The 24,299-nt window shown below is 67.1% G+C and carries 23 protein-coding genes and 1 pseudogene; 19 read left to right on the plus strand and 5 right to left on the minus strand.

Annotated features, from left to right (window positions below):
* The first annotated feature begins 41 nt into the window (after nucleotides 1–41).
* The 7 genes from ACTHQS_RS10245 to ACTHQS_RS10275 all read left to right on the plus strand — a co-directional run bounded on the left by ACTHQS_RS10245 (nucleotide 42) and on the right by ACTHQS_RS10275 (nucleotide 6,453).
* Nucleotides 42–677, plus strand: a complete 636-nt coding sequence (locus ACTHQS_RS10245; RefSeq protein ID WP_440168320.1) for a dihydrofolate reductase family protein — start codon at nucleotides 42–44, stop codon at nucleotides 675–677.
* A gap of 165 nt (nucleotides 678–842) precedes the next feature.
* Complete coding sequence (locus tag ACTHQS_RS10250) at nucleotides 843–1,790, plus strand: 5'-3' exonuclease (protein ID WP_440168322.1); 948 nt, start codon at nucleotides 843–845, stop codon at nucleotides 1,788–1,790.
* Between the two features lie 135 nt (nucleotides 1,791–1,925).
* Nucleotides 1,926–2,441 (plus strand): flavin reductase family protein, encoded by a 516-nt coding sequence (locus tag ACTHQS_RS10255; RefSeq protein WP_440168324.1) that lies wholly within the window; start codon nucleotides 1,926–1,928, stop codon nucleotides 2,439–2,441.
* 157 nt (nucleotides 2,442–2,598) lie between these two features.
* Complete coding sequence (locus ACTHQS_RS10260; protein WP_440168326.1) at nucleotides 2,599–2,901, plus strand: hypothetical protein; 303 nt, start codon at nucleotides 2,599–2,601, stop codon at nucleotides 2,899–2,901.
* On the plus strand, nucleotides 2,891–3,478 hold the full coding sequence (locus tag ACTHQS_RS10265) for a hypothetical protein (protein WP_440168328.1): 588 nt from the start codon (nucleotides 2,891–2,893) through the stop codon (nucleotides 3,476–3,478). The genes ACTHQS_RS10260 and ACTHQS_RS10265 overlap by 11 nt, the downstream gene beginning before the upstream one ends.
* 30 nt (nucleotides 3,479–3,508) lie before the next feature.
* Nucleotides 3,509–6,118, plus strand: coding sequence for an ATP-dependent helicase HrpB (hrpB, locus tag ACTHQS_RS10270; RefSeq protein ID WP_440168330.1), 2,610 nt, complete (start codon nucleotides 3,509–3,511; stop codon nucleotides 6,116–6,118).
* A 152-nt stretch (nucleotides 6,119–6,270) separates the two neighbouring features.
* The gene (locus ACTHQS_RS10275; protein WP_440168332.1) at nucleotides 6,271–6,453 is read left to right on the plus strand and encodes a hypothetical protein; all 183 of its coding nucleotides are present in this window, start codon (nucleotides 6,271–6,273) and stop codon (nucleotides 6,451–6,453) included.
* A gap of 8 nt (nucleotides 6,454–6,461) precedes the next feature.
* On the opposite strand, the gene ACTHQS_RS10280 is transcribed toward ACTHQS_RS10275, so the two are convergent.
* Entirely contained in the window at nucleotides 6,462–7,139 is a 678-nt protein-coding gene (locus ACTHQS_RS10280; RefSeq protein ID WP_440168334.1) for an alpha/beta hydrolase family protein, read from the minus strand.
* 67 nt (nucleotides 7,140–7,206) lie between these two features.
* Between ACTHQS_RS10280 and ligD the strand changes: the two genes are divergently transcribed.
* Nucleotides 7,207–8,229: a non-homologous end-joining DNA ligase gene (gene ligD / locus ACTHQS_RS10285; protein WP_440168336.1), complete on the plus strand. Its 1,023-nt coding sequence runs from the start codon at nucleotides 7,207–7,209 to the stop codon at nucleotides 8,227–8,229.
* A gap of 45 nt (nucleotides 8,230–8,274) precedes the next feature.
* Here the strand turns inward: ligD and ACTHQS_RS10290 are convergent, their stop codons facing one another.
* On the minus strand, nucleotides 8,275–8,895 hold the full coding sequence (locus tag ACTHQS_RS10290; protein WP_141160539.1) for an L-threonylcarbamoyladenylate synthase: 621 nt from the start codon (nucleotides 8,893–8,895) through the stop codon (nucleotides 8,275–8,277).
* Here ACTHQS_RS10290 and ACTHQS_RS10295 point away from each other — a divergent pair.
* The 6 genes and pseudogenes from ACTHQS_RS10295 to ACTHQS_RS10320 all read left to right on the plus strand — a co-directional run bounded on the left by ACTHQS_RS10295 (nucleotide 8,894) and on the right by ACTHQS_RS10320 (nucleotide 13,130).
* Nucleotides 8,894–9,040: a hypothetical protein gene (locus tag ACTHQS_RS10295; protein WP_440168339.1), complete on the plus strand. Its 147-nt coding sequence runs from the start codon at nucleotides 8,894–8,896 to the stop codon at nucleotides 9,038–9,040. The genes ACTHQS_RS10290 and ACTHQS_RS10295 overlap by 2 nt on opposite strands.
* Nucleotides 9,041–9,053: 13 nt before the next feature.
* Nucleotides 9,054–9,485: a VOC family protein gene (locus ACTHQS_RS10300; protein ID WP_440168341.1), complete on the plus strand. Its 432-nt coding sequence runs from the start codon at nucleotides 9,054–9,056 to the stop codon at nucleotides 9,483–9,485.
* A gap of 145 nt (nucleotides 9,486–9,630) precedes the next feature.
* Nucleotides 9,631–10,305, plus strand: coding sequence for a hypothetical protein (locus ACTHQS_RS10305; protein WP_440168465.1), 675 nt, complete (start codon nucleotides 9,631–9,633; stop codon nucleotides 10,303–10,305).
* A gap of 18 nt (nucleotides 10,306–10,323) precedes the next feature.
* The gene (locus ACTHQS_RS10310; protein ID WP_440168343.1) at nucleotides 10,324–10,830 is read left to right on the plus strand and encodes an HAD domain-containing protein; all 507 of its coding nucleotides are present in this window, start codon (nucleotides 10,324–10,326) and stop codon (nucleotides 10,828–10,830) included.
* 152 nt (nucleotides 10,831–10,982) lie between these two features.
* Nucleotides 10,983–12,143 (plus strand): annotated as a pseudogene (locus ACTHQS_RS10315) (anion permease); the annotation flags it as partial.
* Nucleotides 12,144–12,569: 426 nt separating this feature from the next.
* On the plus strand, nucleotides 12,570–13,130 hold the full coding sequence (locus ACTHQS_RS10320; protein WP_440168345.1) for a dihydrofolate reductase family protein: 561 nt from the start codon (nucleotides 12,570–12,572) through the stop codon (nucleotides 13,128–13,130).
* Between the two features lie 9 nt (nucleotides 13,131–13,139).
* On the opposite strand, the gene ACTHQS_RS10325 is transcribed toward ACTHQS_RS10320, so the two are convergent.
* Nucleotides 13,140–13,604, minus strand: a complete 465-nt coding sequence (locus ACTHQS_RS10325; RefSeq protein ID WP_440168347.1) for a hotdog fold thioesterase — start codon at nucleotides 13,602–13,604, stop codon at nucleotides 13,140–13,142.
* 217 nt (nucleotides 13,605–13,821) lie between these two features.
* On the opposite strand from ACTHQS_RS10325, the gene polA reads away from it, so the two are divergent.
* From polA to rpsA, 3 genes are all read left to right on the plus strand, one after another.
* The gene (gene polA / locus ACTHQS_RS10330; protein ID WP_440168467.1) at nucleotides 13,822–16,464 is read left to right on the plus strand and encodes a DNA polymerase I; all 2,643 of its coding nucleotides are present in this window, start codon (nucleotides 13,822–13,824) and stop codon (nucleotides 16,462–16,464) included.
* A 79-nt stretch (nucleotides 16,465–16,543) separates the two neighbouring features.
* Nucleotides 16,544–17,842 carry a GNAT family N-acetyltransferase gene (locus ACTHQS_RS10335; protein ID WP_440168349.1) on the plus strand — a complete coding sequence of 433 codons (1,299 nt, stop codon included), beginning with the start codon at nucleotides 16,544–16,546 and terminating at the stop codon, nucleotides 17,840–17,842.
* Nucleotides 17,843–18,078: 236 nt separating this feature from the next.
* The gene (gene rpsA / locus ACTHQS_RS10340) at nucleotides 18,079–19,554 is read left to right on the plus strand and encodes a 30S ribosomal protein S1 (RefSeq protein WP_142031173.1); all 1,476 of its coding nucleotides are present in this window, start codon (nucleotides 18,079–18,081) and stop codon (nucleotides 19,552–19,554) included.
* Between the two features lie 81 nt (nucleotides 19,555–19,635).
* Here rpsA and ACTHQS_RS10345 read toward each other — a convergent pair whose 3' ends face one another.
* Nucleotides 19,636–20,139: a GNAT family N-acetyltransferase gene (locus ACTHQS_RS10345; RefSeq protein WP_440168352.1), complete on the minus strand. Its 504-nt coding sequence runs from the start codon at nucleotides 20,137–20,139 to the stop codon at nucleotides 19,636–19,638.
* Complete coding sequence (locus tag ACTHQS_RS10350; protein ID WP_440168354.1) at nucleotides 20,123–20,812, minus strand: IMPACT family protein; 690 nt, start codon at nucleotides 20,810–20,812, stop codon at nucleotides 20,123–20,125. Before ACTHQS_RS10350 ends, ACTHQS_RS10345 begins: the two co-directional genes overlap by 17 nt.
* Before the next feature lie 76 nt (nucleotides 20,813–20,888).
* On the opposite strand from ACTHQS_RS10350, the gene coaE reads away from it, so the two are divergent.
* Nucleotides 20,889–22,103, plus strand: a complete 1,215-nt coding sequence (gene coaE / locus ACTHQS_RS10355; protein ID WP_440168356.1) for a dephospho-CoA kinase — start codon at nucleotides 20,889–20,891, stop codon at nucleotides 22,101–22,103.
* An 80-nt stretch (nucleotides 22,104–22,183) separates the two neighbouring features.
* Nucleotides 22,184–24,298: an excinuclease ABC subunit UvrB gene (uvrB, locus tag ACTHQS_RS10360; protein WP_440168358.1), complete on the plus strand. Its 2,115-nt coding sequence runs from the start codon at nucleotides 22,184–22,186 to the stop codon at nucleotides 24,296–24,298.
* Nucleotide 24,299: the final 1 nt, after the last annotated feature.

Raw genomic sequence — 24,299 nt, forward strand, 5'->3', positions numbered from 1 at the left:
ATTGCCGCCAGATCAACGCCGATCAGTCCAAGGAGCCGGCCATGGGCGCCACACCTGCCGAACCGTCCCAAGCACCCCTGATGGTGGACCTGATCATTTCGCTGGACGGTTGCGCCTCCGCAGAGGGCTGGCCGGGGTGGTGGGGACTGGAGGGTCCCGAATACCTTGCCTGGCTGGACCAGGAATCGGCGAAGAACTACACCTTCCTCCTGGGCGCGAATACGTACCGGCTGATGTACGGCATGTCTGCTCAGGCCGCGGCGAACCGGTCTGGTTTTTCGGAGGAGGAGGGCGCCAGCCTCACGGGGCTTTCCGCCGTACCGAAAATCGTGTTCTCTTCCTCGCTGCAGTCTCCCCTGGACTGGCCGAACTCGACCCTGGTAACCGGGGACGCGGTTGACGCGGTCCGCGAGCTGAAGCGTAAAGGGACGGGGCCCCTGAGTACCTTGGGCAGTATCAGCCTGGCACGGTCGTTGCTGGTGGCGGGCCTCGTGGACCGGTTCCGGCTGGTGGTCTTCCCCGTCATCACCGGCGCCACCGGGAGGGAGCGGATCTTCGACGGATATCCCGACGTCCGGCTGGACATGGTGCAGAGCAGGACGTTCGACGGCAGGCTCCAGCTGCTGGAGTACGTTCCCACGGTACTCACCGGCCCGCCCGGCACCGGGCAGCCGTGACCGGCCTTTAGCACCCCAACGTCCGGCTGTACCCTAGGCCATTTCCGGTTCGAGCAGGCAGGGCGCGGCTTGCTGCGCCTGGGATTCACGTCGCAGTCCTTCCAGGCGCCACGGCGGACACCCCGGCTGCTGCCCTCCCGGTCAATTCCGTGTGAGGATCGAGGTATGCCCCAGCGCCTCATGCTGCTCGACACTGCCTCCTTGTACTTCCGCGCCTTCTACGGCCTGCCGGACACCATCCGCCGCCCGGACGGCACGCCGGTCAATGCCGTCCGCGGACTGCTGGACATGATTGCCCGGCTCAGCACTGACTACCAGGCTTCGCACCTGGTGGCCTGCTGGGATGACGACTGGCGGCCGCAGTGGCGCGTGGACCTGATCCCCACCTACAAAGCCCACCGGGTGGCCCAGGCAGTCCCCGGCGGCACGGACGTGGAAGTGGTGCCTGAGGGCCTGGAGGCGCAGCTGCCCATGATCCGCCGCGTGCTGGAGCTGGCCGGCATCGCCATCGTCGGCAAAGCCGAACACGAGGCTGACGACGTTGTGGGTACCTACGCCAGCCAGGCAGTCCTCCCGGTGGACGTCGTCACGGGCGACCGGGATCTTTTCCAGGTCTGCGACGACGACCGGAAGGTCCGGGTGATCTACACAGCCCGCGGCATGAAGAACCTGGAAGTCATCACCGAGGAAACCGTCGTGGCCAAGTACAAGGTCCTCCCGCAGCAGTACGCCGATTACGCCACGCTGCGCGGCGACGCTTCCGACGGCTTGCCCGGCGTGGCCGGGATCGGCGAGAAGACCGCCGCATCGCTCCTGCTCAAGTACGGCACCTTGGAACGGCTGCTGGCAGCGGCGGAAGACGACGACGGCGGCGTGTCCGGTCCCGTCCGGGCCAAACTCTCCGCCGCTGCCGCGTACCTCGAAGCAGCCCCCGCCGTCGTCCGCCTGGTGCGCGACCTCGAGCTGCCCACCCTTGAGCAGGCGGGCGCCCTGCTGCAGCCGGTCACCGGTGGCCGGCGGGCCGAACTTGAGCAGCTGACCATCGACTGGAACCTGGGCGGCTCGGTCCGCCGGCTGCTCGCCGCGCTGGACCAGCGGCCGCAGCCGGCATAACGGCCGGGAACCGATGACGCCGGATGTACCGGCGTGACCTTTCGTTGCGGTGCGGGTCCGCGTGTTTCGGGCGGCTTGAGCGGGCCGGTTGGCTGGTGGTTTGGTGAGGTAACGATCCAGACGAGAGGCCACTCAATGACAGTCACTTCAGATCTTGCCCCCCGCCGCCTTCGGGACATTTTCGGAACGTTTGCCAGCGGGTTGACCGTTGTCACCGGTTCCACCCCTGAGGGCCCGGCCGGCTTCACCTGCCAGTCCTTTGCCTCACTGTCGCTGGACCCGGCGCTCGTGACCTTCAGCCCGGCCCGGACCTCAACCACCTGGCCCGTGCTGCGGAAGGCCGGTTCATTCACCGTCAACATCCTCCCCGCGGAACACCAGCACCTCGCCGGGCAGTTTGCCCGCACAGGGACGGACAAGTTCGCGGGAGTTGGCCACACGTCCTCGCCGCTGGGCAACCCCGTGCTGGACGGTGCGCTCGCCTGGATCGACTGCGACCTCCGCGCAGAGTACGACGGCGGCGACCACACCATTGTGGTGGCCGCCGTGCGGCACCTCCAGGCGCGGGGCGACGCCGAGCCCCTGCTGTTCTTCAAGGGCAGGTACGCCGGCCTCGCGCCGGCCGGGCACCTGCTCGAAGCCGCCGGCTGACCCGGCTCCCGGTCCAGCTCCGGCTCCAGCCAGGCGGGCTGCTGACCATTTTTGCCCGGTGGCAGCCTTCCGCACTCTTGCTTCAGGCCCGCGTAGTAGTAAGCTTGCTGAGCATTACTAGTAAGCTTGCTGATTAAATGGGATGGGAGCAGGAGCCATGGGCGCAATATTCGGTACGGCCCTGTCACTGATGCTGACCGCAGGCGGTGCGGCGGTGGCTGCGGCGGGTGGCCCGGGAACGGCCCAGCACTACCTGGCCGGCCACGTGCTCCTCGGAGTGGGCATCGGCTTGTTGATCGCCACGGCCCTGCGGACGGGCGGCCGCATCCTGCTGGCGCGGGCCGCCTCTCCCGCGCACAAGGCTGCCGTGCGGGCACCCGTAGTTGAGGCCACTCCGGTGACGGTCCTGCCCGTCCGGTCAGCCTCCACCGTCCCGTTGCGGGGCAGGCATGCCGCCTGAGGTGCAGAAGCCGGCCGGACCGGAAGCGGCCGGCGCGTCCGCCCCCGTGACCCGCCGTCGGGGCGTCCGTGCCCTAATGGTCCTGTGCGGCGCCGTGCTGGCAGCCGCCCTGGTAGCGGGAGCGGCAGCCGTCCACCCGGCCGACACGGACGCCAATGTGCTGCGCGGTTTCCAAATCCGCGTCCTGAGCATCAGCCAGGCTGCATCGGAGAACAGGATGGATGGGGCACTGGCCGCCCTGCAGGCGCTCGAAAAGGACCTGGGCGAAGCCGCCGCGGCAGGCCGCGTGTCAGCTGCCCGGTACCGCGGAATCGAAAATGCGCTCTCGGCCGTCCGGGCAGATATCGCTACACAGGTGGCCGCAGCCTCCGCGGCGGAGCCCCCTGCCGCCGCGCCGGAGGCCGGCGCCGCGGCCCCTGCTTTGGCAGACACCGCCCAGGACGGCCCCAGCCCTGCGGAACCCGTTGTTCCAGCCGTCGCCCCGGCACCTGCCCCCGCCCCGGAAGCGCCCGGCTCGCAGCGTTCTGACACCGCAAAAGAAGCCAAGGGCAAGGGCAAGAGCCAAGGCAAACCCTGACCCGCTTCCCCGTCAGGGCAAAATGGACGCATGATTCCTCCTGACGGCAACCCTGCCGCCGACGCCTTCAACCTCGCGGCCATCGGTGCCGGCCTCGCCTTCGAAGCCTCCCTGCCCGCACTGCAGCAGGCACTGGAATGCGGGGCGGCTGTTGTGCAGGCGCCACCGGGAACCGGTAAAACCACACTCGTTCCGCCGCTGCTCGCCAATCTTTATGGCCGCTCCGGGCGCATCATCGTCACCCAGCCCCGGCGTGTTGCCGCCCGTGCCGCCGCCCGCCGCCTTTCCGCCCTTGACGGCAGCGGAGTTGCCGGCCGCGTGGGCTATACCGTCCGGGGGGAACGCCAGGCAGGACCGGATACGCGGGTTGAGTTTGTCACGCCGGGGATCCTGTTGCGCCGCCTGCTGGCAGACCCGGGGCTGGACGGGACGGCCGCCGTCGTCCTGGACGAAGTGCACGAGCGCGGCCTGGAAACGGACCTCCTGGTCGGCATGATCGCGGAGGTCCGCGCGCTGCGCGGCGACCTCGCCGTCGTCGCCATGTCCGCAACGCTGGACGCACCACGGTTCGCAGCGCTGCTGGGGGATCGCGACGGCGGGGGGCCGGCTCCCGTCGTCGGCTGTCCTTCGGTGAATTACCCGCTTGAAGCACAGTGGCTCCCGGCTCCGGCGGCACGGCTGGACACCAGGGGCGTGGCGCCCGCCTTCCTGGACCATGTTGCCGCGGTTGCGGCAGATGCCCACGCCCGGGCCCTCGCTGGAGACAACGCGGTCGATGCACTCGTGTTCCTGCCCGGCGCCAGGGAAGTCTCCCACGTGGCCGCGGCGCTCCGTGGCCGGTTGGGCCGCCGCGTGGATGTCCTGGAACTTCACGGCCAGGTGCCCGCAGCGGATCAGGACCGGGCCGTGTCGGGGCGGAGTCCCGGGGATCCCCCGCGGATCATTGTCTCCACCGATCTCGCCGAATCCTCCCTGACGGTGCCCGGCGTCCGGCTGGTGGTCGACTCGGGGCTGACCCGGGAACCGCGACGGGACTCAGGGCGCGGCATGAGCGGGCTGGTCACTGTCTCCTGCTCCCGGGCGTCCTCAGACCAGAGGGCCGGCCGCGCCGCACGGCAAGGCCCCGGGCGGGTGGTCCGCTGCTACTCGCAGCAGGCCTATGGCGCGGCTCCTGCCCACGTCACCCCGGAAATCAACGTGGCGGACCTGACCGGCGCAGCCCTCACCCTCGCGTGCTGGGGAGCGCCGGGCGGCAAGGGCCTCGCGCTCCCGGATGAGCCGCCCCGCCTGGCCATGGACGAAGCCGTCGAGGTGCTCCGGGAGCTCGGCGCGGTATCGGACGACGGGCAGGTAACCCCCGCCGGCCGGTCCCTTGCGGCCATCCCCGCCGATCCCCGGCTGGCCCGGGCGCTGCTCGACGGCGGCGCCTCCGCCGGCCGGCAGCTCGCCGCCGAGGTGGTGGCCGCGGTCTCCGGAGACCAGCGGGCACCCGGCGGTGACCTGCCCCGGCTGCTGGCCCAGCTCCGTACTGACAAAAGCCCGGCGGGAAAGCGCTGGGCGGACGAGTCCAGGCGGCTCGCTGCCTTGGCGCGGCGGCAGGACGCAGATGCCGCGTCGGTTCCGGCCAGTTCCGCCGGCGGCTCCGAGGCTGTCGGCGCAGTCGTCGCCCTGGCCTTTCCCGACCGCGTAGCCCACCGTGTGCCGGGCAGCGGGGGTGCCGGGCAGTACCTGCTGGCTTCCGGCACCAGGGCAGGCCCGCCCGCAGGCAGCACCTTGTCCGGCCACGAGTGGCTGGCCGTAGCCGAAGTGTCCCGCGCCGGCGGCCGGGACGCGGCCGGGACCGGCGCCGTCATCCGTTCCGCCGCAGCCTTGACCCCCGCCATGGCCGAAACAGCAGCGTCGCACCTGTTGGCCGACACCGTGGAAGCGGAATTCACCGGGGGCCGGCTGAGCGCCCGCAGGACACGGCGGCTAGGTTCCATAGTGCTCTCCGAAACACCGGTGCGTCCCACCGCCGGACAGGGAAAGCAGGCTGTGGCGGCCGCGTTGCAGACCGGCGGGCTGGCTGCCCTGTCATGGTCGACGGCGGCGGCCTCCTTCCGGCGCAGGCTTGCCTTCCTGCACCGCGAGCTGGGGGAGCCTTGGCCCGATGTGTCGGACAGGGCGCTGCTGGACCGGCTGGACGAGTGGCTGGGACCCGAGCTCGAGGCCCTTGCCGCCGGGAAGCCGGTCGGCTCCGTTGACCTGGCGGACCCCTTGCGCCGCCTGCTGCCCTGGCCGGAAGCTGCCCGGCTGGGTGAGCTCGCCCCCGAAAACCTTGAGGTCCCCAGCGGCTCCCGGGTCCGGATCGATTACCCGGAACCCGGCGACGAGGGTGCACCCCCCGTCGTCGCCGTGAAACTGCAGGAGTGTTTTGGGCTGGCCCAATCCCCGCGGCTGGTGGACGGCCGTGTCCCGGTCCTGTTCCATCTGCTCTCCCCGGCCCGGCGGCCCCTCGCGGTGACGGATGACCTGACGTCTTTCTGGTCCGGCCCGTACACCCAGGTCCGTGGCGAAATGCGCGGCCGCTACCCCAAGCACCCGTGGCCGGAGGACCCCTGGTCAGCCCCGGCCACCGCACGCACCAAGCAGCGCAGGTAGCCGTGCCCCGGCGCCCCTGGCACTAGGGAGAGGGGTAGGTGAGATACCCGATACACGGCCGAAACGTCCCGTCGCCCCGGTGAAACATGCACTGGGTACGCTCCTTCCTACGTGGACGGCGGTGTCCATACACCCCCAGGAAGGACGGAACCATGTTTCTCTTGCACAGCCTGAACCTCTTGAACGGCCGGAACCTGTTGCTCGATGGCGGCAGCGGCGACGATGCACGGCGTAATGACGGCGGGCCCTCCAGTGGCGCGGTGCACGGTGAGTTTCCCGCCGGCCGGCTCACCTCGGCCGCGTGGGAAGGGTGGTGGCACGAGGACGCTGCCTAGCTGCCTCCTCAGCTGTGCGCAGCGATAAACACGGCCACGGGGGCTGCCAGGGACGCACCCACTTCGTCGGCGGGCCGCTTCTTTCCCGCCACCGCGAACGAGTGGTCGCCACCCTCCACCCACTGGAGCACCGCGGTGGGCCCGATCCGGGAGACGACGCCCTCAAGGATTTTCGGGGTGGCAAACGTGTCCCGGGTGCCCTGCAGGAACAGCATCGGTGTGGCCAGCCCGTACAGGTGCTCATCCCGCAGCTTCTCCGGCTTCCCGGGAGCGTGCAGGGGATAGCCCAGGTAGACCAGCCCGGCCGCGTCCATGCCATCGGCAACGGCCATGGACGCCATCCTTCCCCCGAACGACTTGCCCGCCGCCCAGAGCGGGCCGCGGTCACCGTGGGCCCCGGCCTGCGCGTGGGCGGCGGCCATGGCGGCCCGCCAGGCGGCGATGGCCATGGGAGGGCGGTCAGGGAACTTCCGTCCCGCCTCCCGGTAGGGGAAATTGAAGCGAACGGTGGCCAGTCCCAGGTTGTTCAGGGCATCGGTGAAGCCGCGAAGGAACGGGTGTTCCATGCCGGCGCCTGCGCCGTGCGCCACCACCACAGTGGCGGTGGGGTCTTCCGGGCGGGCGTAGACGGCGGAAAAAGAAGCGTCGCCCACGGCCACGGTGAGCTGGTCATCGGATGCTGGCATGGGACCATCATGCCGGAGGGCGGCGGATGTACCCATCCCTGCCGGTGGCGGGGTGTACGTTGTCCCCATGGCGAGTGAACAGACCACCATCACTGTGCAAGGACCCAACGGGCCGCGCGACATGCGCATTTCCAGTCCCAGCCGCGTACTCTGGCCGGACCTGGGACTCACCAAACTCGATTTGGTGAACTACATCTGCGATGTGGGGGAGGCGTTCATGGCCGCCAACGGGGACCGCCCCGTGTCACTCCAGCGGTATTCGGGCAACATTGACGGCGAGATGTTCTTCTCCAAGAACCCGCCCAAAGGCACGCCGGACTTCATCCGGTCCGTCAAGGTGGTGTACCCGAGCGCGCGGTCCCACCCGCAGTTGGTGTTCGACGAGCCCGCAGCCGCCGTCTGGGCCGTGCAGATGAACACCGTGGTGTTCCACCCCTGGCCGTCCCGCGCGGAAAACACCGACAATCCGGACCAGCTGCGGATCGACCTCGACCCGCAGCCAGGCACCGATTTCGACGATGCAGTCCCCGCTGCCCTGGTGCTGAAGGAAGTGCTGGCCGAGGCTGGGCTCACCTGCTTCATCAAGACCTCCGGGAACCGGGGCCTGCACGTTTACGCCCCGATCGAGCCCACCCGCGAGTTCCTGGACGTCCGCCACGCCGTCATTGCTGCCGCCCGGGAAGTGGAGCGGCGCATCCCGGACAAGGTAACCACGGCCTGGTGGAAGGAAGAACGGGGCCAGAGGGTGTTCCTGGACTTCAACCAGGCCAACCGCGACCGGACCATCGCCGGCGCCTACAGTCCGCGGGCCCTCCCGCACGCGCCGGTTTCCTGCCCCATCACCTGGGATGAACTGGAAAAGGCGGATCCAAAGAACTTCACCATCCTCACGGTGCCCGGGCGGCTGAAGACCGTCGGAGACCCCTGGGCGGATTTCAAGGCCAACCCCGGAACCATCGACACCCTGCTGGAGTGGTGGGACCGCGACTGCAAAGCCGGCCTGGGAGAGCTGCCCTTCCCGCCCGACTACCCCAAGATGCCGGGAGAACCCCCGCGGGTGCAGCCCAGCAGGGCACGCAAGCAGGACTGACTAAAGCGCCCCGGGCGGCAGGCAGTTCCACGGGGCGGTGGGGGGCTACTCGAACCGGGACGGATCGCCCATGCCACGGCGCACAACTTCGGCCACCCCGCTTGAGAAATCAACAACGGTGGTGGGCTCGGCGCCGCAGTCCCCGGCGTCGATCACGGCATCCACCTGGTGGTCCAGCCGTTCCTTAATCTCCCAGCCCACCGTCAGCGGTTCCTCCTCGTCCGGCAGCAGCAGCGTGCTCGACAGCAGCGGCTCGCCCAGTTCGGCCAACAGCGCCTGCACCACCCTGTTATCCGGAATGCGCACGCCGACCGTCTTCTTCTTTGGGTGGAGCAGGCGCTTGGGAACCTCCTTGGTGGCCGGCAGGATAAAGGTGTAGCTTCCGGGGGTGACGGCCTTGATGCTGCGGAAAACGTCGTTGCCGATGTTCACGAACTGTCCCAGCTGCGCGAAATCGCGGCAGACCAGCGTGAAGTGATGCTTGTCATCCAGGTGCCGGATGCTCCTGATCCGGTCCAGGGCCTCCCGGTTTCCCATCTGTGCCCCCAACGCGTAGCAGGAGTCCGTGGGGTAGGCGATCAGGCCGCCGTCGCGGATGATCTTCACCGCCTGGGCAATGGCGCGGGGCTGGGGGTCGTGGGGATGAACATCAAAGAATCTGGCCATGCCCCCGAGCCTACGTTCCCGTGGGCCGCGCCGCACCATGAACCGAGGGGTGGACGGGGGAATCTTCCCCTACCCGGCCGCCGCTGGATGGGGCAGGATGATGAGTGCCAAAGTGCTGGCCGAAGCAATTCCCGGCCCCTTGTGAAGGAGATCCTGCCATGCCCACAGTTCTCAACCCTTACATCAGCTTCCGCGACAATGCCCGCGACGCCATGAACTTTTACCAGTCCGTGTTCGGCGGCGAACTGACGCTCAGCACGTTCGCCGACTTCCAGGCCAGCGAAGACCCTTCGGAAGCGGAAAAGATCATGCACGGCATGCTGACCACAACGCAGGGTCTGGTGCTCATGGGCGCTGATACTCCGAACAGCATGGAGTACCACCCTGGATCCTCCATTTCCATCTCGCTCAGCGGCGACGACGAGGTGGAGCTCCGCGGCTACTACGAGAAGCTGAGCGGCGACGGGGGAGCGGTGACTGTTCCCATGGAGAAGGCACCCTGGGGTGACGTTTTTGGCATGTGCACGGACCGGTTTGGTGTCGCCTGGCTGGTCAACGTCAACGCAGCCCAGGCGACGGCCGCTCCCTGACCCACCGGGCGGGGGCCGGCGTCCGGACCGCCTGGCCCCCGCCGGACCTGCCCCACTTCTTGAGGCCGGATCCACTTCTTGAGGACAGGACCCACTTCTTGAGGACAGGGCCCCGGGCTGCGAGGATTAACGGGTGAGGTCCTTCATGGAGTTCCTGTCCGATAAGTGGTGGATGGTGTTTCCACTGATGGCGTTCGCCGGCCGCTGGGCAAGCGGCTGGCGGCGCGCCGGAGAACGACGGTACCGGCACCGGGCTGGACTGGACGGGCCCAATAACCAGGCGGCGGAGCCTGAGAAGGCGTCCGAGGCCGAGGTGCTGGCCCTGATGGCCACCCATGACGCCACCAACCGCCGGTGGCTCGAGTATGAGCTCGACGTGGGCAAGCTCATCGACTTCCCCCTCATGACGGACGTCCGTGAACCCCTCACTGTGGCCTTTCTTCGCGCCAAGCGGGATGCCGACGGCCAGCGCCCAGTGTCCGCCGGGGACCTCCGGTCCGTGTCCGGCCTGGCGGCCTACCGGCAGGCGGTCAACAACTTTGCGGTGGCCCTCGACCTGGCCGAGCGGGAAGCCCGGCGCATCAGGGACAGCAAGTTCAGCGGCCCCGAGCGTGAACGGCTGGCCACGGCCCGCCAACTGCTCATGCTCGCGGAGAACCAGGCCGCAACTCCGGCCGAACGGCAGGCAGCCTACAAGCGGGCCCGGCATGAGCTGGACGGCCTTATCGTCCTCCCGGACGTCACCCTGGCGGCCCTTGAGGGAAAGATCGCCCCGGAACTGGGTACGGGTCCCCGTCCGGCACAGTCCCACCAGGGCTGAAGCTGCCCGGGTTGCCGCATGGGTTGCACGCTTTACCTGGACGTCGACGGCGTGGTCTGCCCGTTCGGCCCCGAAGGAACCACCGGCTGGGGTTCCGCCTGGCAGCAAGCCGACGCGGGACTGTTGCCCGTCGCGTTCGCCGCGGAACTCGTGGCGGGGCTGAACTCCCTGGCCCTGACGCCTGGGGTGCGTTGTGTCTGGCTCACCAGCTGGGAGGAACTGGCGCCCCTGTACCTGTGTCCCGCCGTCGGGCTCAAGGGCAGCGGATGGCCGTACCTGAGCGCGGACGGGGCGGCCGGCGGGACCGGCTGGTGGAAACTCCGGGCCATCCAGGATGACGTCGAAAACACCGGGCCCGACGCTGTTGCCTGGGTGGACGACCAACTGGCGTTCGAGGCGGAAGCGCAGCGGTGGGCACGGTTCCTGGGCAGGCGGATCCTTACCGTCTCGCCCCATCCCCGGCGCGGAATCACGCCCGCCGAACTGGCCAGGATCTATGCCTTCCTGGCCCAACCCGTGTTTTGACCTCATGCGGGGGACGCGTACGATCGATAAGGTTTCCCGCCGGTTCTGCCAACACCGCAAATCATTCCACGCAAACAGCTGGTGAACTATGCTGTCCAAGGCAGCCTGGTAGGAGAAACTGCTGAACGTCGACTCTGCAGATTGGGCAACAGGTGGATATCACCTTCATGGTGGCGCTGGTCATCGGACTGGCACTATTTTTCGACTTCACGAACGGCTTCCACGACACCGCGAACGCCATGGCAACGCCTATCGCAACGGGTGCCATCAAGCCCCGGACAGCGGTGGCCCTGGCGGCCGTCCTGAACCTGGTGGGCGCCTTCCTGTCCACCGAGGTGGCCAAGACAGTGTCCGGCGGCATCATCCGCGAAGGCTCCGGCGGAGTACAGATCACGCCGGAGATCATCTTTGCCGGCTTGATGGGTGCGGTCCTGTGGAACATGGTCACCTGGCTGAAAGGCCTGCCGTCCAGCTCCTCCCACGCCCTCTTTGGCGGCCTGATCGGCGCCGCCGTTGTCGGGGCAGGATTCAGCTCTGTCAACTTCGAGAGCCTGCTCCAGAAGGTCATCCTTCCGGCCGTCTTCGCTCCTGTGATAGCCGGCCTTGCCGCCTACGTCTGCACCCGCCTGGCCTATGCCCTCACGGCCCGCCACGATCCCGAAACAGGGACCAAGCTCACCCAGAAGCGCGGCGGCTTCCGCACCGGCCAGATCTTCACGTCAAGCCTGGTGGCCCTGGCGCACGGAACCAATGACGCCCAGAAGACCATGGGCATCATCACGCTGGTCCTGATTGCTGCGGGCAGCCAGGCGCCCGGTTCCGGTCCCCAACTCTGGGTGATTACCGCCTGCGCCCTGGCCATCGCCATCGGCACCTATGCCGGCGGCTGGCGCATCATCCGCACCATGGGTTCGGGGCTGACCGAGGTGAAGCCTGCCCAGGGCTTCGCGGCCGAGACCAGCACCGCATCAGCCATCCTGGCCTCCTCGCACCTCGGCTTTGCCCTTTCCACCACACAGGTAGCCTCCGGTTCCGTCATTGGCTCCGGAATGGGACGCCGTGGCACCACCGTCCGCTGGAACATGGTGGGCAAGATCGCGCTGGGCTGGCTCTTCACCCTGCCGGCCGCCGGCATCGTCGGTGCCCTGACCGCCCTGCTGGTGAAGACCGGCGTCGTGGGTGTCCTCATTGCCGCCATCGCCGGCAGCGCCGCGGTCCTGTTCATGTTCTTCTACTCACGCAAGTCCTCCGTGAGCCACCAGAACGCCGTCGAGGTCGAGGAAGCCGGCCAGGCCGTCCGGTTCGCCAAGCGAGGAAGCCGGCCAGGCCGTCCGGTTCGCCAAGAAGAAGGCCATGGCCCGCGCCAGGGCCGAAGCAAAAGCCAAAGCGCAGGCCGACGCCAAGGCCAGGAATTCCAAGGAGAATCAGCGATGAAGTGGTTGGAACTCCTGACCGTTGCAGGTACCACCCTCGTATCCGCGGCAATCGTGGTCACCCTCTATTCGCTCGGCGTCCGGTTTACAGCCATTGCCGCCGACGCCCAGCAGACGTCCCCCCGCGTCAAGCGGTCTCTTGCCTACATGTGCTTTGGCCTTTGTGGCCTGGCGGTCCTCCTGGGGCTGTACCTGATCATCCCTTACTTCTCCAAGTAGGCGCCTTTCTGCCGAGGCCTCCGGGCAGCCGGAGTGCCTTGGCCGGGCGGGGTTGGCTGGGTCCGGGCTGCTGGCTAGGCTGGGGCAATGCCGAGCATCCAATACTTTGTCGCCGCGTCCCTGGACGGCTTCATCGCAACGTCCACGGACGACCTCGGCTGGCTGCTGCAGTTCGACGGCTTCGAGGGCGGAGCGGACAGTTACAACGACTTCATCGAACGCGTGGGCTGCATCGTCATGGGCGGGGAGACCTATGCCTGGCTGATGGAGCATGAGCCCGGCGCGTGGCCGTATTCCGGGACGCCCTGCTTCGTCTTCGCGCACCACGAACACCGGGCGCCGGACGGCGCGGACGTCACGTTTGTGCGCGGGGACGTGCGCGAATTCGTCGCAGACTTCCGGCAGGCCGCCCGGGACCGGAACACCTGGGTGGTGGGCGGCGGCAACCTGGCGGCCCAGTTCGCCGACGCCGGCCTGCTGGACGAGATCATCCTCTCCGTCATCCCCGTGGTGCTGGGTGAGGGGAAACGGCTGCTGCCGATGAAGGGGCCGACGCCGCCGCTTGAGTTGACTGCCTCGCGCACCTTGGGGCGGGGGATCGTGGAGTTGCGGTACCTGCTGCATGCCGGAACGGATCCGCAGTCCTGACGCGTTGCCTCAGCCGGCGTTGTCCCGCAGCATGTTGGTGATCCGTGCGGTTGAAAGGCGGCGCCCCTGGGCGTCCGTCATGACAATCTCGTGAGTGGCCAGGGTCCTGCCCAGGTGGATCGCGGTGCAGGTACCCGTCACCAGGCCTTTCCGGATGGACCGGTGGTGCGTGGCGTTGACCTCAATGCCGACGGCGTGGCGCCCCGGGCCTGCATGCATGCCGGCGGCAAACGACCCCAAGGTCTCCGCCAACACCACATGAGCACCGCCATGCAGGATTCCTGCCACCTGCGTATTGCCCTTGACCGGCATGGTGGCGACTGTGCGTTCGGGGCTCATTTCCAGGAAATGGATTCCCATCTTGACCACCAGGGCGCCAACGCCGAATGCGCCCAGCCAGTCATGCATATGGTCGGGAATACCGGCGGCTGCCAGCTCTTCGGCGAAAGCACCCGGCGTGAAATTGTCTGTCATGGCAACTAGGCTGGCACCTGTGAGTGAAACAACCAAACCGGCCCCTTTCCCGTCCCCGGCGCTCGACGAGGGGGCTCCCGTGCAGCCTTCGTCTTCCGCCCGCAGGCCTGCTGCGAAGTCCGCTGCCCCCGCCGCCGGTGGCTCTGTTTCAGCTACTGAAGCGCCGGTCATTCCCATCACCGACCAGCCCCGGCTGCTGGTCCTGGATGGCCATTCCATGGCGTTCCGCGCCTTCTTCGCCCTGCCGGCGGACAAGTTCTCCACTTCCAACGGCCAGCACACCAACGCCATCCACGGCTTCACCTCCATGCTGATCAACCTCATCAAGGAGCAGCAGCCCACCCACATCGCGGTTGCGTTCGACGTCTCTGACGAATCCACCCACCGCAAGACCGAGTACAGCGAGTACAAGGGCGGCAGGAACGAAACCCCCCGCGAGATGAGTGGCCAGATCGACCTCATTGGCCAGGTCATGGAGGCCTGGGGCATCAAGACCATCAAGATGCCCGGGTACGAGGCTGACGACATCCTGGCAACCCTTGCCGCGATGGGTGAAAAGGCAGGGTTCGAGGTCCTGCTCGTCTCCGGTGACCGGGATGCCTTCCAGCTCATCACCGACAACGTCTTCGTGCTGTATCCGCGCAAGGGCGTCAGCGACATCCCGCGGATGGATGCCGCCGCCATCGAAGCGAAGTACTTCGTCAGCCCCTCCCGTTACTCCGACCTCGCCGCGCTGGTGGGGGAGACGGCTGACAACCTGCCTGGCGTGCCCGGCGTCGGACCCAAGACGGCGGCCAAGTGGATCAACCAGTACGGCGGCCTCGAAGGCGTCCTGGAACACCTTGATTCCATCGGCGGCAAGGTGGGCGATGCCCTCCGGGAGAACGTTGACGCCGTTAAGCGCAACCGCCGGCTGAACCAGCTCCACACCGACCTCGCGCTACCCGTCACCCTGGATGACCTGTACCAGCCGCGCCCGGACCAGGCAGCCATCGAGGACCTCTTCGACCAGCTCGAGTTCAAGGCCATCCGGGGCCGCTTGTTCGCACTCTACGGCGACGCAGACACCCCGGCCGCTGAACGGGAAAGCATCGAAACCCCGGACTACACCAGCCCCGCCGGCGCCGCCGAACTGGCCGCCTTCCTGGCTGCCGGCGCCGGGCAGCGGTCCGCCCTCGCCGTCGACCTCGTCCCGGGCCGGATCGGCGAGGATGCCGCCGCGCTGGCCATCGTCCGGGGCGACGCCGCAGTCTACGTCGAGCTTGGTGGCCAGGACGCGGAGACCGAAAACGTGCTGGCCGCATGGCTGCGCGATCCTGAATCACCCAAGGTGATGCACGGCTTCAAGGCCGCGCTCAAGGCGCTGACGGCCCGCGGCCTGGAGCTGGAGGGCGTGGTGGACGACACCTCCATCTCGGGCTACCTCATCCAGCCGGACCGCCGCACCTACGAACTCGCCGAGCTCGCCCAGCACCACCTCAACGTGGGCATCCCGGCCGCCACGGCCAAGGCGGGGCAGCTGGAGCTGTCCTTCGACGGCGACGACACTGCAGCCGCCGACGCCCTGGTCCAGGCCGGCGCCGTTGTCCTGGCACTGAGCCGCTACTTCGAGGACGAGCTCAAGGACCGCCGGGCCGAAGAACTGCTGTCCACCCTTGAGCTGCCGGTCAGCCGCGTCCTGGCGGACATGGAACTGGCGGGCATTGCAATCGATATGGACAAGATGGATGACCAGCTTGCCGACCTTGCCCGGGTCATCGACCAGGCGCAGGAACAGGCATTCGCCGCGATCGGCCACGAGGTCAACCTTGGCTCGCCCAAGCAGCTGCAGGCCGTCCTGTTCGACGAACTGCAGCTCCCCAAAACAAAGAAGATCAAGTCGGGCTACACCACGGACGCCGCGTCCCTGAAGAACCTGCTGGAGAAGACCGGGCACGAGTTCCTGGTGCAGCTCATGGCGCACCGGGAGGCCGCCAAGCTGCGCCAGATGATCGAGTCGCTGAAGAAGTCCGTGGCCGACGACGGACGCATCCACACCACGTACGCCCAGAACGTCGCGGCCACCGGCCGGATCTCGTCGAACAACCCCAATCTGCAGAACATCCCCATCCGCAGCGAGGAAGGCCGGCGCGTCCGCGGCATCTTCGTGGTCAGCGACGGGTACGAGTGCCTGCTGTCCGCGGACTACTCCCAGATCGAGATGCGCATCATGGCGCACCTCTCCGGCGACGCCGGCCTGATCCAGGCGTACAAGGACGGCGAGGACCTGCACCGGTTCGTCGGCTCCAACATCTTCCACGTCCCCACGGACCAGGTCACCAGCGCCATGCGGTCAAAGGTCAAGGCCATGTCCTACGGCCTCGCCTACGGCCTGACCTCCTTTGGCCTGTCCAAGCAGCTCGAGATTTCCGTCGACGAAGCCCGCACCCTCATGAAGGACTACTTCGACCGCTTCGGCGCCGTCCGCGACTACCTTCGCGGAGTGGTGGACCAGGCCAGGGTGGATGGCTACACCGCCACCATCGAGGGCCGCCGCCGCTACCTGCCGGACCTCACCAGCACCGACCGGCAGCTGCGCGAGAACGCCGAGCGCATTGCGCTCAACAGCCCCATCCAGGGCTCAGCCGCGGACATCATCAAGCGCGCCATGCTGGGCGTCCACGCTGAGTTGCAGGGGCAGGGCCTGAAATCCCGGATGCTGCTCCAGGTCCATGACGAACTGGTCCTCGAGGTCGCCGCGGGCGAACGCGCCGCCGTCGAGAAGCTCGTCACCGAACAAATGGCCGCCGCTGCCGACCTCAGCGTGCCGCTGGAAGTCCAGATCGGCGTCGGGCCCAGCTGGTACGACGCCGGCCACTAGGACCGGGCGGGCACTGAAGCGGCGCAACGGGGAATGTTTGCGCTGGTCAGGCGCCGGATTCATAACTAGGCTCGGGTGAATGGGCGATCTGAGCGGAAACTATGAGATCCGGCGCTTCCCTGCCGTGACTAAAGGCAGTGCCGGCTACGCGGAAGCAGAGGCCTGGGCCAGGGCGGTTGCCTTCGGCTTCCATGACTCCACCCGCACCCCGGAACATGTGGCGCGCTCCATGGCCACGTACCAGGCGGACGGCAGGATCTTCACCGGCGCCTACCAGTCAGGCACGGTAGCGCAGTCCTCGCTGCCGGCCGAGGTGCCCGTTGCCACCTTCGGGACGTTCCGGAAAACCCTCAACGTCGGCTTTGGCCGGATGCTCGAAACCCAGATGGTCACCGCTGTTACCGTCCGCACCTCGCACCGGCGGCGCGGCCTGCTCCGCCGCATGATGGGCGAGGACCTGCAGGCAGCCAAGGAGGACGGCATCGCCGTTGCCGCCCTTACCGCCTCCGAGGGAAGCATTTACGGGCGTTTCGGGTATGGCGTTGCCAGCATGGAGCGGTCTGTCAAGGTGGACACCACCGCCCGGTTCGAACTGCGCCACCAGGCCGCGGGGAGCGTGGAAGTGGCGGATCCCAAAGTCCTGCTCGAGGTTGCCCCGAAGGTCTTCGACCGCGTTCACCGCCACACCCCTGGCTCCCTGGGGCGCCAGCACTGGTACTGGCAGCTCGCGTCGGGGTCGCTCAGCCGGGAGGGCAAGGAGGACCCGGCCATCAAAGCCGCGCTGCATTATGGTCCGGACGGCGCCATCGACGGCTACGTCTCCTACAAGTTCCTCGGCTGGGAGGCCGAGCCGGTCACCGTGGAGGTGGTGGATCTCGTGGCCGCCACCGACCACGCCTACCTTGAACTCTGGCAGTACCTGGCCGCCATCGACCTCGTGGACCGCGTCTCCTGGAACGAGGCCCCGGTGGACGATCCCCTGGCGTGGGCCCTTGCGGATCCGCGCTGCATCGAAGCGTCAGACAGCAGAGACATGCTCTGGCTCCGGATCCTCGACGTCCGGAAGGCCCTGGAGGCCCGGCACTTCCCCTCGGACGGAAGGCTTGTCCTGGAGGTGGGGGACCCGCTGGGCCTCACCGCAGGAACCTTTGCGCTGGAAGTCAAAGGCGGCCAGGCCGCCGTCGAACGCCTCGGCCCGGGGGAGGAACCGGACCTGGCCATGGATGTCTCGGCGTTGTCCTCCATGTACCTTGGTGGCGTCTGCCCGGTAATCCTTGCGGCTGCGGGAAGGATTTCCGAACACACCAAAGGTGCCGCATTCAGGGCCGGACAGATGTTCGCTGTTGAACGGGCAACGCACTGCCTGACCCACTTCTGAAACCGCACGCCTCCTGCGCCGCCGCTTTGACCCCTGTTGCCGGCAACGACTAGAATAAACGGGCGTGTACCACGTGCACGCGCTTGCGGTCCCCTAAAGACTGCATTGAAAGCAATCCACAAATCAGGATGACCCGGAGAATCCGTCGGATTCTCCGCGAATCGCGCCTGCGTTCCATGACGCGGGCGCGCCGGTTTGCCTGACCGACTAACTATCCACAACGGAGCCCCTACTACATGACCATCACCTCCACCGAGAAGCCCGGTACCCCCGTAGTCGCCATTAACGACATCGGTACCGCTGAGGACTTCCTCGCAGCTGTCGACGCCACCATCAAGTACTTCAACGACGGAGATCTCGTCGAAGGTACCGTCGTCAAGGTCGACCGCGATGAAGTCCTGCTCGACATCGGTTACAAGACCGAAGGTGTCATCCCCTCCCGCGAGCTGTCCATCAAGCACGACGTTGATCCCGGGGACGTTGTCTCCGTCGGCGATCAGGTCGAAGCCCTGGTGCTCACCAAGGAAGACAAAGAAGGCCGTCTGATCCTCTCCAAGAAGCGTGCTCAGTACGAGCGTGCCTGGGGCGACATCGAGAAGGTCAAGGAAGAAGACGGTGTCGTCACCGGTACCGTCATCGAGGTTGTCAAGGGTGGTCTTATCCTCGACATCGGCCTGCGCGGCTTCCTGCCCGCATCCCTCGTCGAGATGCGCCGTGTGCGCGACCTTGCTCCGTACATCGGCCAGCAGATCGAAGCCAAGATCATCGAGCTGGACAAGAACCGCAACAACGTGGTCCTGTCCCGCCGTGCATGGCTCGAGCAGACCCAGTCCGAGGTCCGCTCCACGTTCCTCAACAAGCTGGAAAAGGGCCAGGTCCGTCCCGGCGTCGTTTCCTCCATCGTCAACTTCGGTGCCTTCGTGGACCTGGGCGGCGTAGACGGCCTGGTTCACGTTTCCGAGCTGTCCTGGAAGCACATCGACCACCCGTCCGAGGTTGTCGAAGTTGGCCAGGAAGTCACCGTCGAGGTTCTCGAGGTCGACCTGGACCGCGAGCGCGTCTCCCTGTCGCTCAAGGCTACGCAGGAAGATCCGTGGCAGACCTTCGCCCGCACCCACGCCCTCGGCCAGGTTGTTCCGGGTAAGGTCACCAAGCTGGTTCCGTTCGGTGCGTTCGTCCGCGTCGAAGACGGCATCGAAGGCCTGGTCCACATCTCCGAGCTCGCCGTGCGCCACGTTGAGCTGGCTGAGCAGGTTGTCTCCGTTGGCGACGAACTGTTCGTCAAGGTCATCGACATCGACCTCGAGCGCCGCCGCATCTCGCTGTCCCTCAAGCAGGCCAACGAGGGCGTCGACGCCGACAGCACCGAATTCGATCCCGCTCTGTACGGCATGGCCGCAGAGTACGACGAAGAGGGCAACTACAAGTACCCCGAGGGCTTCGACCCCGAGTCCAACGAATGGCTCGAGGGCTACGAGAACCAGCGCGCAGCCTGGGAGCAGCAGTACGCTGACGCCCAGACCCGTTGGGAAGCACACAAGAAGCAGGTTGCCCAGCACGCTGCCGACGACGCTGCAGCTGCAACGTCCGGTGACAGCGACTCCGGCACCACCAGCTACTCTTCCGAGCCTGCTGCCACCGACACCGGTGCCGGCACCCTGGCTTCGGACGAGGCACTTGCTGCCCTGCGTGAGAAGCTGACCGGCAACTAATTGCCACCGGCCTGGACTTCCCGGGCTGACACAGTGGGCCCCCGCGAAAGCGGGGGCCCGTTGTGCTTTAACCCGTTGTGATTAAAGGTCGACGACGGCGAGGACCGTCCCGTCGTCGTCGTGCGTCAGTGCCGCGCCGGCTGCGGCGAGCAGCCGCTGGGCGCTGAGGTTCCCGGACAGGGTACGCGCGGTGACGCGCGTCAGGCCCGCCCGGCGGGCCTCCGCCAGGACGAGGTCCAGGGCGCCACCGCCGATCCCCTGGGAACGGAAGCTCCGGCCAAGCCAGATGCCGGTCTCGGCCGACTCCCGGCCGTCGCCGGATCCGACACGCTTCAGCCGGATGGATCCGGCAAGGGCGCCATCGGCAAGGATTCCCCAGGACTTCTCGCCGGCCGCCCCCTCAAGGCCTTCCGCGGCGGCGCGGTGGTAGCCGTAAAACCAGGCCGTGCGTTCAAGGTTCCAGCCGGGCCCGCCGAGCGGGGGAGCAACCTCATCCGGGGACGCATCCCGCTTGGCGAGGTCCAGGAGCTGGTCCATCACTTCTTCGTCCACGTCCACCAGGGACACCTCAGGCAAGCGGGACATCCACCCACTCCGTTCCCTCCGCGGTCAGGGCGGCACTCCCGGCTGTGAGCAGCTGCACGCGTTCGGCGGCTGCCTCAAGGGAGGCAGCCTCATCCGGTACGGCCACCCGCAGGACGGTGTGCCGGGCGGTGTAGCTTGTTTCTGCCATCACGAATCCTGCGGACCGCAGGTCGTTCTCCAGCCGGCCGGCAGCAGCATGCGGCACTTCGGCGGCACAGATGCGCAGCCTGCTCCGGCGCACCATCGGCGCCAGGGACAGGGCGGTGGAGACCGATTCCGAGTAGGCGCGCACCAATCCGCCGGCCCCCAGCAGGACACCGCCGAAATACCGCACGACGACGGCACTGACGTCGCTGAGATCGGCCACCCCGGGTGCCGTTTCCCTCTTGGCAAGCGCCTCGAGCATGGGGATGCCTGCTGTTCCGGACGGTTCGCCGTCGTCATTGGAACGCTGGATGTCCCGGTCCGGACCGATGATGAAGGCGGAGCAGTGGTGCCGTGCATCGTGGAATTCGCGGCGCAGGCCGGCCACCAGGTCACGGGCGGCTTCTTCGGTTTCGACGCGGCGCAGGACGGTAATGAACCTCGAGCGCCTGATCTCGATCTCGTGGCGGAAATCAGGCCCGGCTGCCAGCGTGGTGTAGGAGGTGGCCCGGCTCTCTTGCTCTTGCATCCGGCCCAGTCTAACGCCGCCATGGGGCGTGGCCCGGCGCGTTCAGAAGGCCCGGCCGGTTCAGTAGGGTGGGGGTGTGCTGAAAATCGGGTTGACAGGCGGGATCGCCTCGGGGAAGTCGGTGGTGGCCGCGCTCCTGAAGGAACGCGGCGCCGTGCTGGTAGACGCGGACGCGCTGGCCCGGGAAGTTGTGGAACCCGGGACCGAAGGGCTGCAGCGCATCGCGGAGGAGTTCGGGGCAGGAATGCTCGACGACGGCGGGCGGCTTGACCGCGCCCGGCTCGGCGCGGCGGTCTTCGGCAATCCAGAGCGCCTCGCCGCATTGAACGGCATCGTCCATCCGCTGGTGCGCGCCCGCGCCGCAGCCATGACGGCCGCGGCGCCCGGTGACGCCGTGGTGGTCCAGGACATTCCCCTCCTGGTGGAGACCGGCCAGGGGTCCGCTTTCCACTTGGTGGTGGTGGTGGATGCGCCGGACGACGTGCGGTTGCAGCGCATGGTGGAACTTCGCGGCATGACCGCTGACGCCGCGCGGGCGCGAATTGCTGCGCAGGCGTCGCGGAGCGACCGGCTGGCCGCGGCCGACGTCGTCCTGGACAACTCGGGCAGCGTACAGAACCTGCTGGACCAGGTGGACAGGCTGTGGGACGCCCGCCTGGTGCCATACGCCGGCAACATTGCGGCCGGGGAACGCGCAAAACGGAACGGGGGACCGGTGCTGGAACCACACCGCGACGAGTGGGCGCAGCAGGCGGCCAGGATTGCGGCCCGGCTGGTGGCGGCCGCACCCGACCTCATCCTGGCCGTGGACCACATTGGCTCCACATCTGTTCCCGGCCTGCCGGCGAAGGACGTCATTGACCTGCAGGTGACGGTGCCGGACCTTGAGGTTGCGGCCACAATTGCACCTCTCCTGGCCGCAGCAGGCTTTCCGGCGGTACGGGACGTCGAATCGGATACTCCAAAGCCCAATGCTCCGGACCCGGCCGCATGGTTGAAGCGCTTCCACGCCAACGCGGACCCGTGCCGCGCCGTGAACGTGCATGTCCGGGCGGCTGGATCGGCGGGTTGGCGGTATGCGCTCATGTTCCGCGACTGGCTGCGTAACGATCCCTCCGCGCTCCGGCTGTACGCAGCGCACAAGGCGGGCCTCGCCGCCCGGCACGCCGATTCGGGCACCACCAGCTTCTACGCGGAGGCGAAGGAACCGTGGTTCACGGACGTCGCATGGCCCCAGATGGCCGCGTGGGCTGAGGCAACCGGGTGGGAACCGCCGTCGTACGCTTCCTGACACCGGCCCGGGCACCGGCCGATGTTCGCCGGTAACGGAAGGGGCCGTCCAGTGTCGGTGCCCGGCTGTAAATTAGATCCATGAGCCTTGCGCAGGAAGTCAACCGTGTTGTAGCGCCCTTCGAAGTCATCAGCGAATTCAAGCCCGCGGGGGACCAGCCCGCCGCCATTGCGGAGCTGACCGAGCGCATCAACAACGGTGAAAAGGACGTGGTGCTCCTCGGTGCCACCGGTACCGGTAAGAGCGCCACCACCGCATGGCTCATCGAACAGGTGCAGCGCCCCACCCTGGTGATGGTGCAGAACAAGACCCTCGCCGCCCAGCTCGCCAACGAGTTCCGCGAACTGCTGCCCAACAACGCGGTGGAGTACTTCGTTTCCTACTACGACTACTACCAGCCCGAAGCATACGTGGCGCAGACGGACACCTTCATCGAGAAGGATTCCTCCATCAACGAGGAAGTGGAACGGCTCCGCCACTCCGCCACCAACGCGCTGCTGACGCGCCGCGATGTGATCGTGGTGGCCACCGTGTCCTGCATCTACGGCCTGGGTACGCCCGAAGAATACATCGCCGGGATGGTCACGCTGCGGAAGGGGGCGGAGATGAACCGGGACGACCTCCTGCGCAAGTTCGTTTCCATGCAGTATGCGCGCAATGACATGGACTTCCACCGCGGAACGTTCCGGGTCCGGGGCGACACCGTGGAGATCATCCCGATGTACGAGGAACTGGCCATCCGGATCGAATTCTTCGGCGATGAGATCGAGAACATCCACACGCTTCACCCACTGACCGGTGAGGTAATCCGGGATGAAGAGGAAATGTATGTTTTCCCGGCTTCACACTACGTGGCCGGCCCCGAACGTATGGCAAGGGCCATCAAGCGGATCGAGGACGAGCTCGCCGACCGGCTTAAGGTGCTGGAAAGCCAGAACAAACTGGTGGAAGCACAGCGGCTGCGGATGCGGACCACCTATGACCTCGAAATGATGCAGCAGATGGGCTTCTGCAACGGCATCGAGAACTACTCTTCGCATATTGATGGCCGTGCACCCGGAACAGCGCCGCACTGCCTCCTGGACTATTTCCCCGACGACTTCCTGCTGGTGGTGGATGAATCCCACGTGACCATCCCGCAGATCGGCGCCATGTATGAAGGTGACATGTCCCGGAAGCGGAACCTGGTGGACTTCGGTTTCCGACTCCCCTCGGCGATGGACAACAGGCCGCTGAAATGGGACGAATTCCTCCAACGCATCGGCCAGACCGTCTACCTGTCCGCCACGCCGGGCAAGTATGAACTCGGCAAGGCCGACGGATTCGTGCAGCAGATCATCCGTCCCACCGGCCTCATCGATCCCGAGGTGGTGGTCAAACCCACCAAGGGCCAGATCGATGACCTGCTGGGGGAAATCAAGACCCGTACAGCGAAGGACGAGCGCGTCCTGGTCACCACCCTGACCAAGAGGATGGCGGAGGACCTCACCGACTACCTGATGGGCCACGGCATCAAGGTGGAGTACCTGCACTCGGATGTTGACACCCTGCGGCGCGTCGAGCTCCTCCGCGAACTTCGGATGGGCAAGTTCGACGTCCTGGTTGGCATCAACCTGCTCCGTGAGGGCCTGGACCTGCCCGAAGTGTCCCTTGTCAGCATCCTTGACGCAGACAAGGAAGGCTTCCTGCGGTCCTCCACCTCATTGATCCAGACCATCGGACGTGCCGCCCGCAACGTCTCCGGCCAGGTGCACATGTATGCGGACCGGATCACCGACTCCATGGCGCACGCCATTGACGAAACCAACCGGCGCCGGGCCATCCAGGTGGCGTACAACACCGAGCACGGCGTTGACCCGCAGCCGCTGCGGAAAAAGATCGCCGACATCACCGACCAACTGGCCAAGGAAGACGCCGATACGGATGCACTGCTGGGCAGCTTCGACTACGGCAAGGGCAAGCGAGGCATCACGGGGGCAAACAAAGCCGGGGCTAAGAAGGGCGCGGCGAAGGTCCGTACCGATGGCCTGGCGGCCGCGCCGGCCGAGGACCTGGTGGGCCTGATCCAGCAACTTACGGAACAAATGCATGGAGCCGCGGCTGAACTGCAGTTCGAGGTGGCGGCAAGGATCCGCGATGAGGTCAGCGAACTGAAGAAGGAGCTGCGCCAGATGCAGGCGGCAGGCCACGCCTAGC

The sequence above is a fragment of the Arthrobacter sp. SAFR-044 genome (assembly GCF_051965175.1).
Taxonomy (GTDB): domain Bacteria; phylum Actinomycetota; class Actinomycetes; order Actinomycetales; family Micrococcaceae; genus Arthrobacter.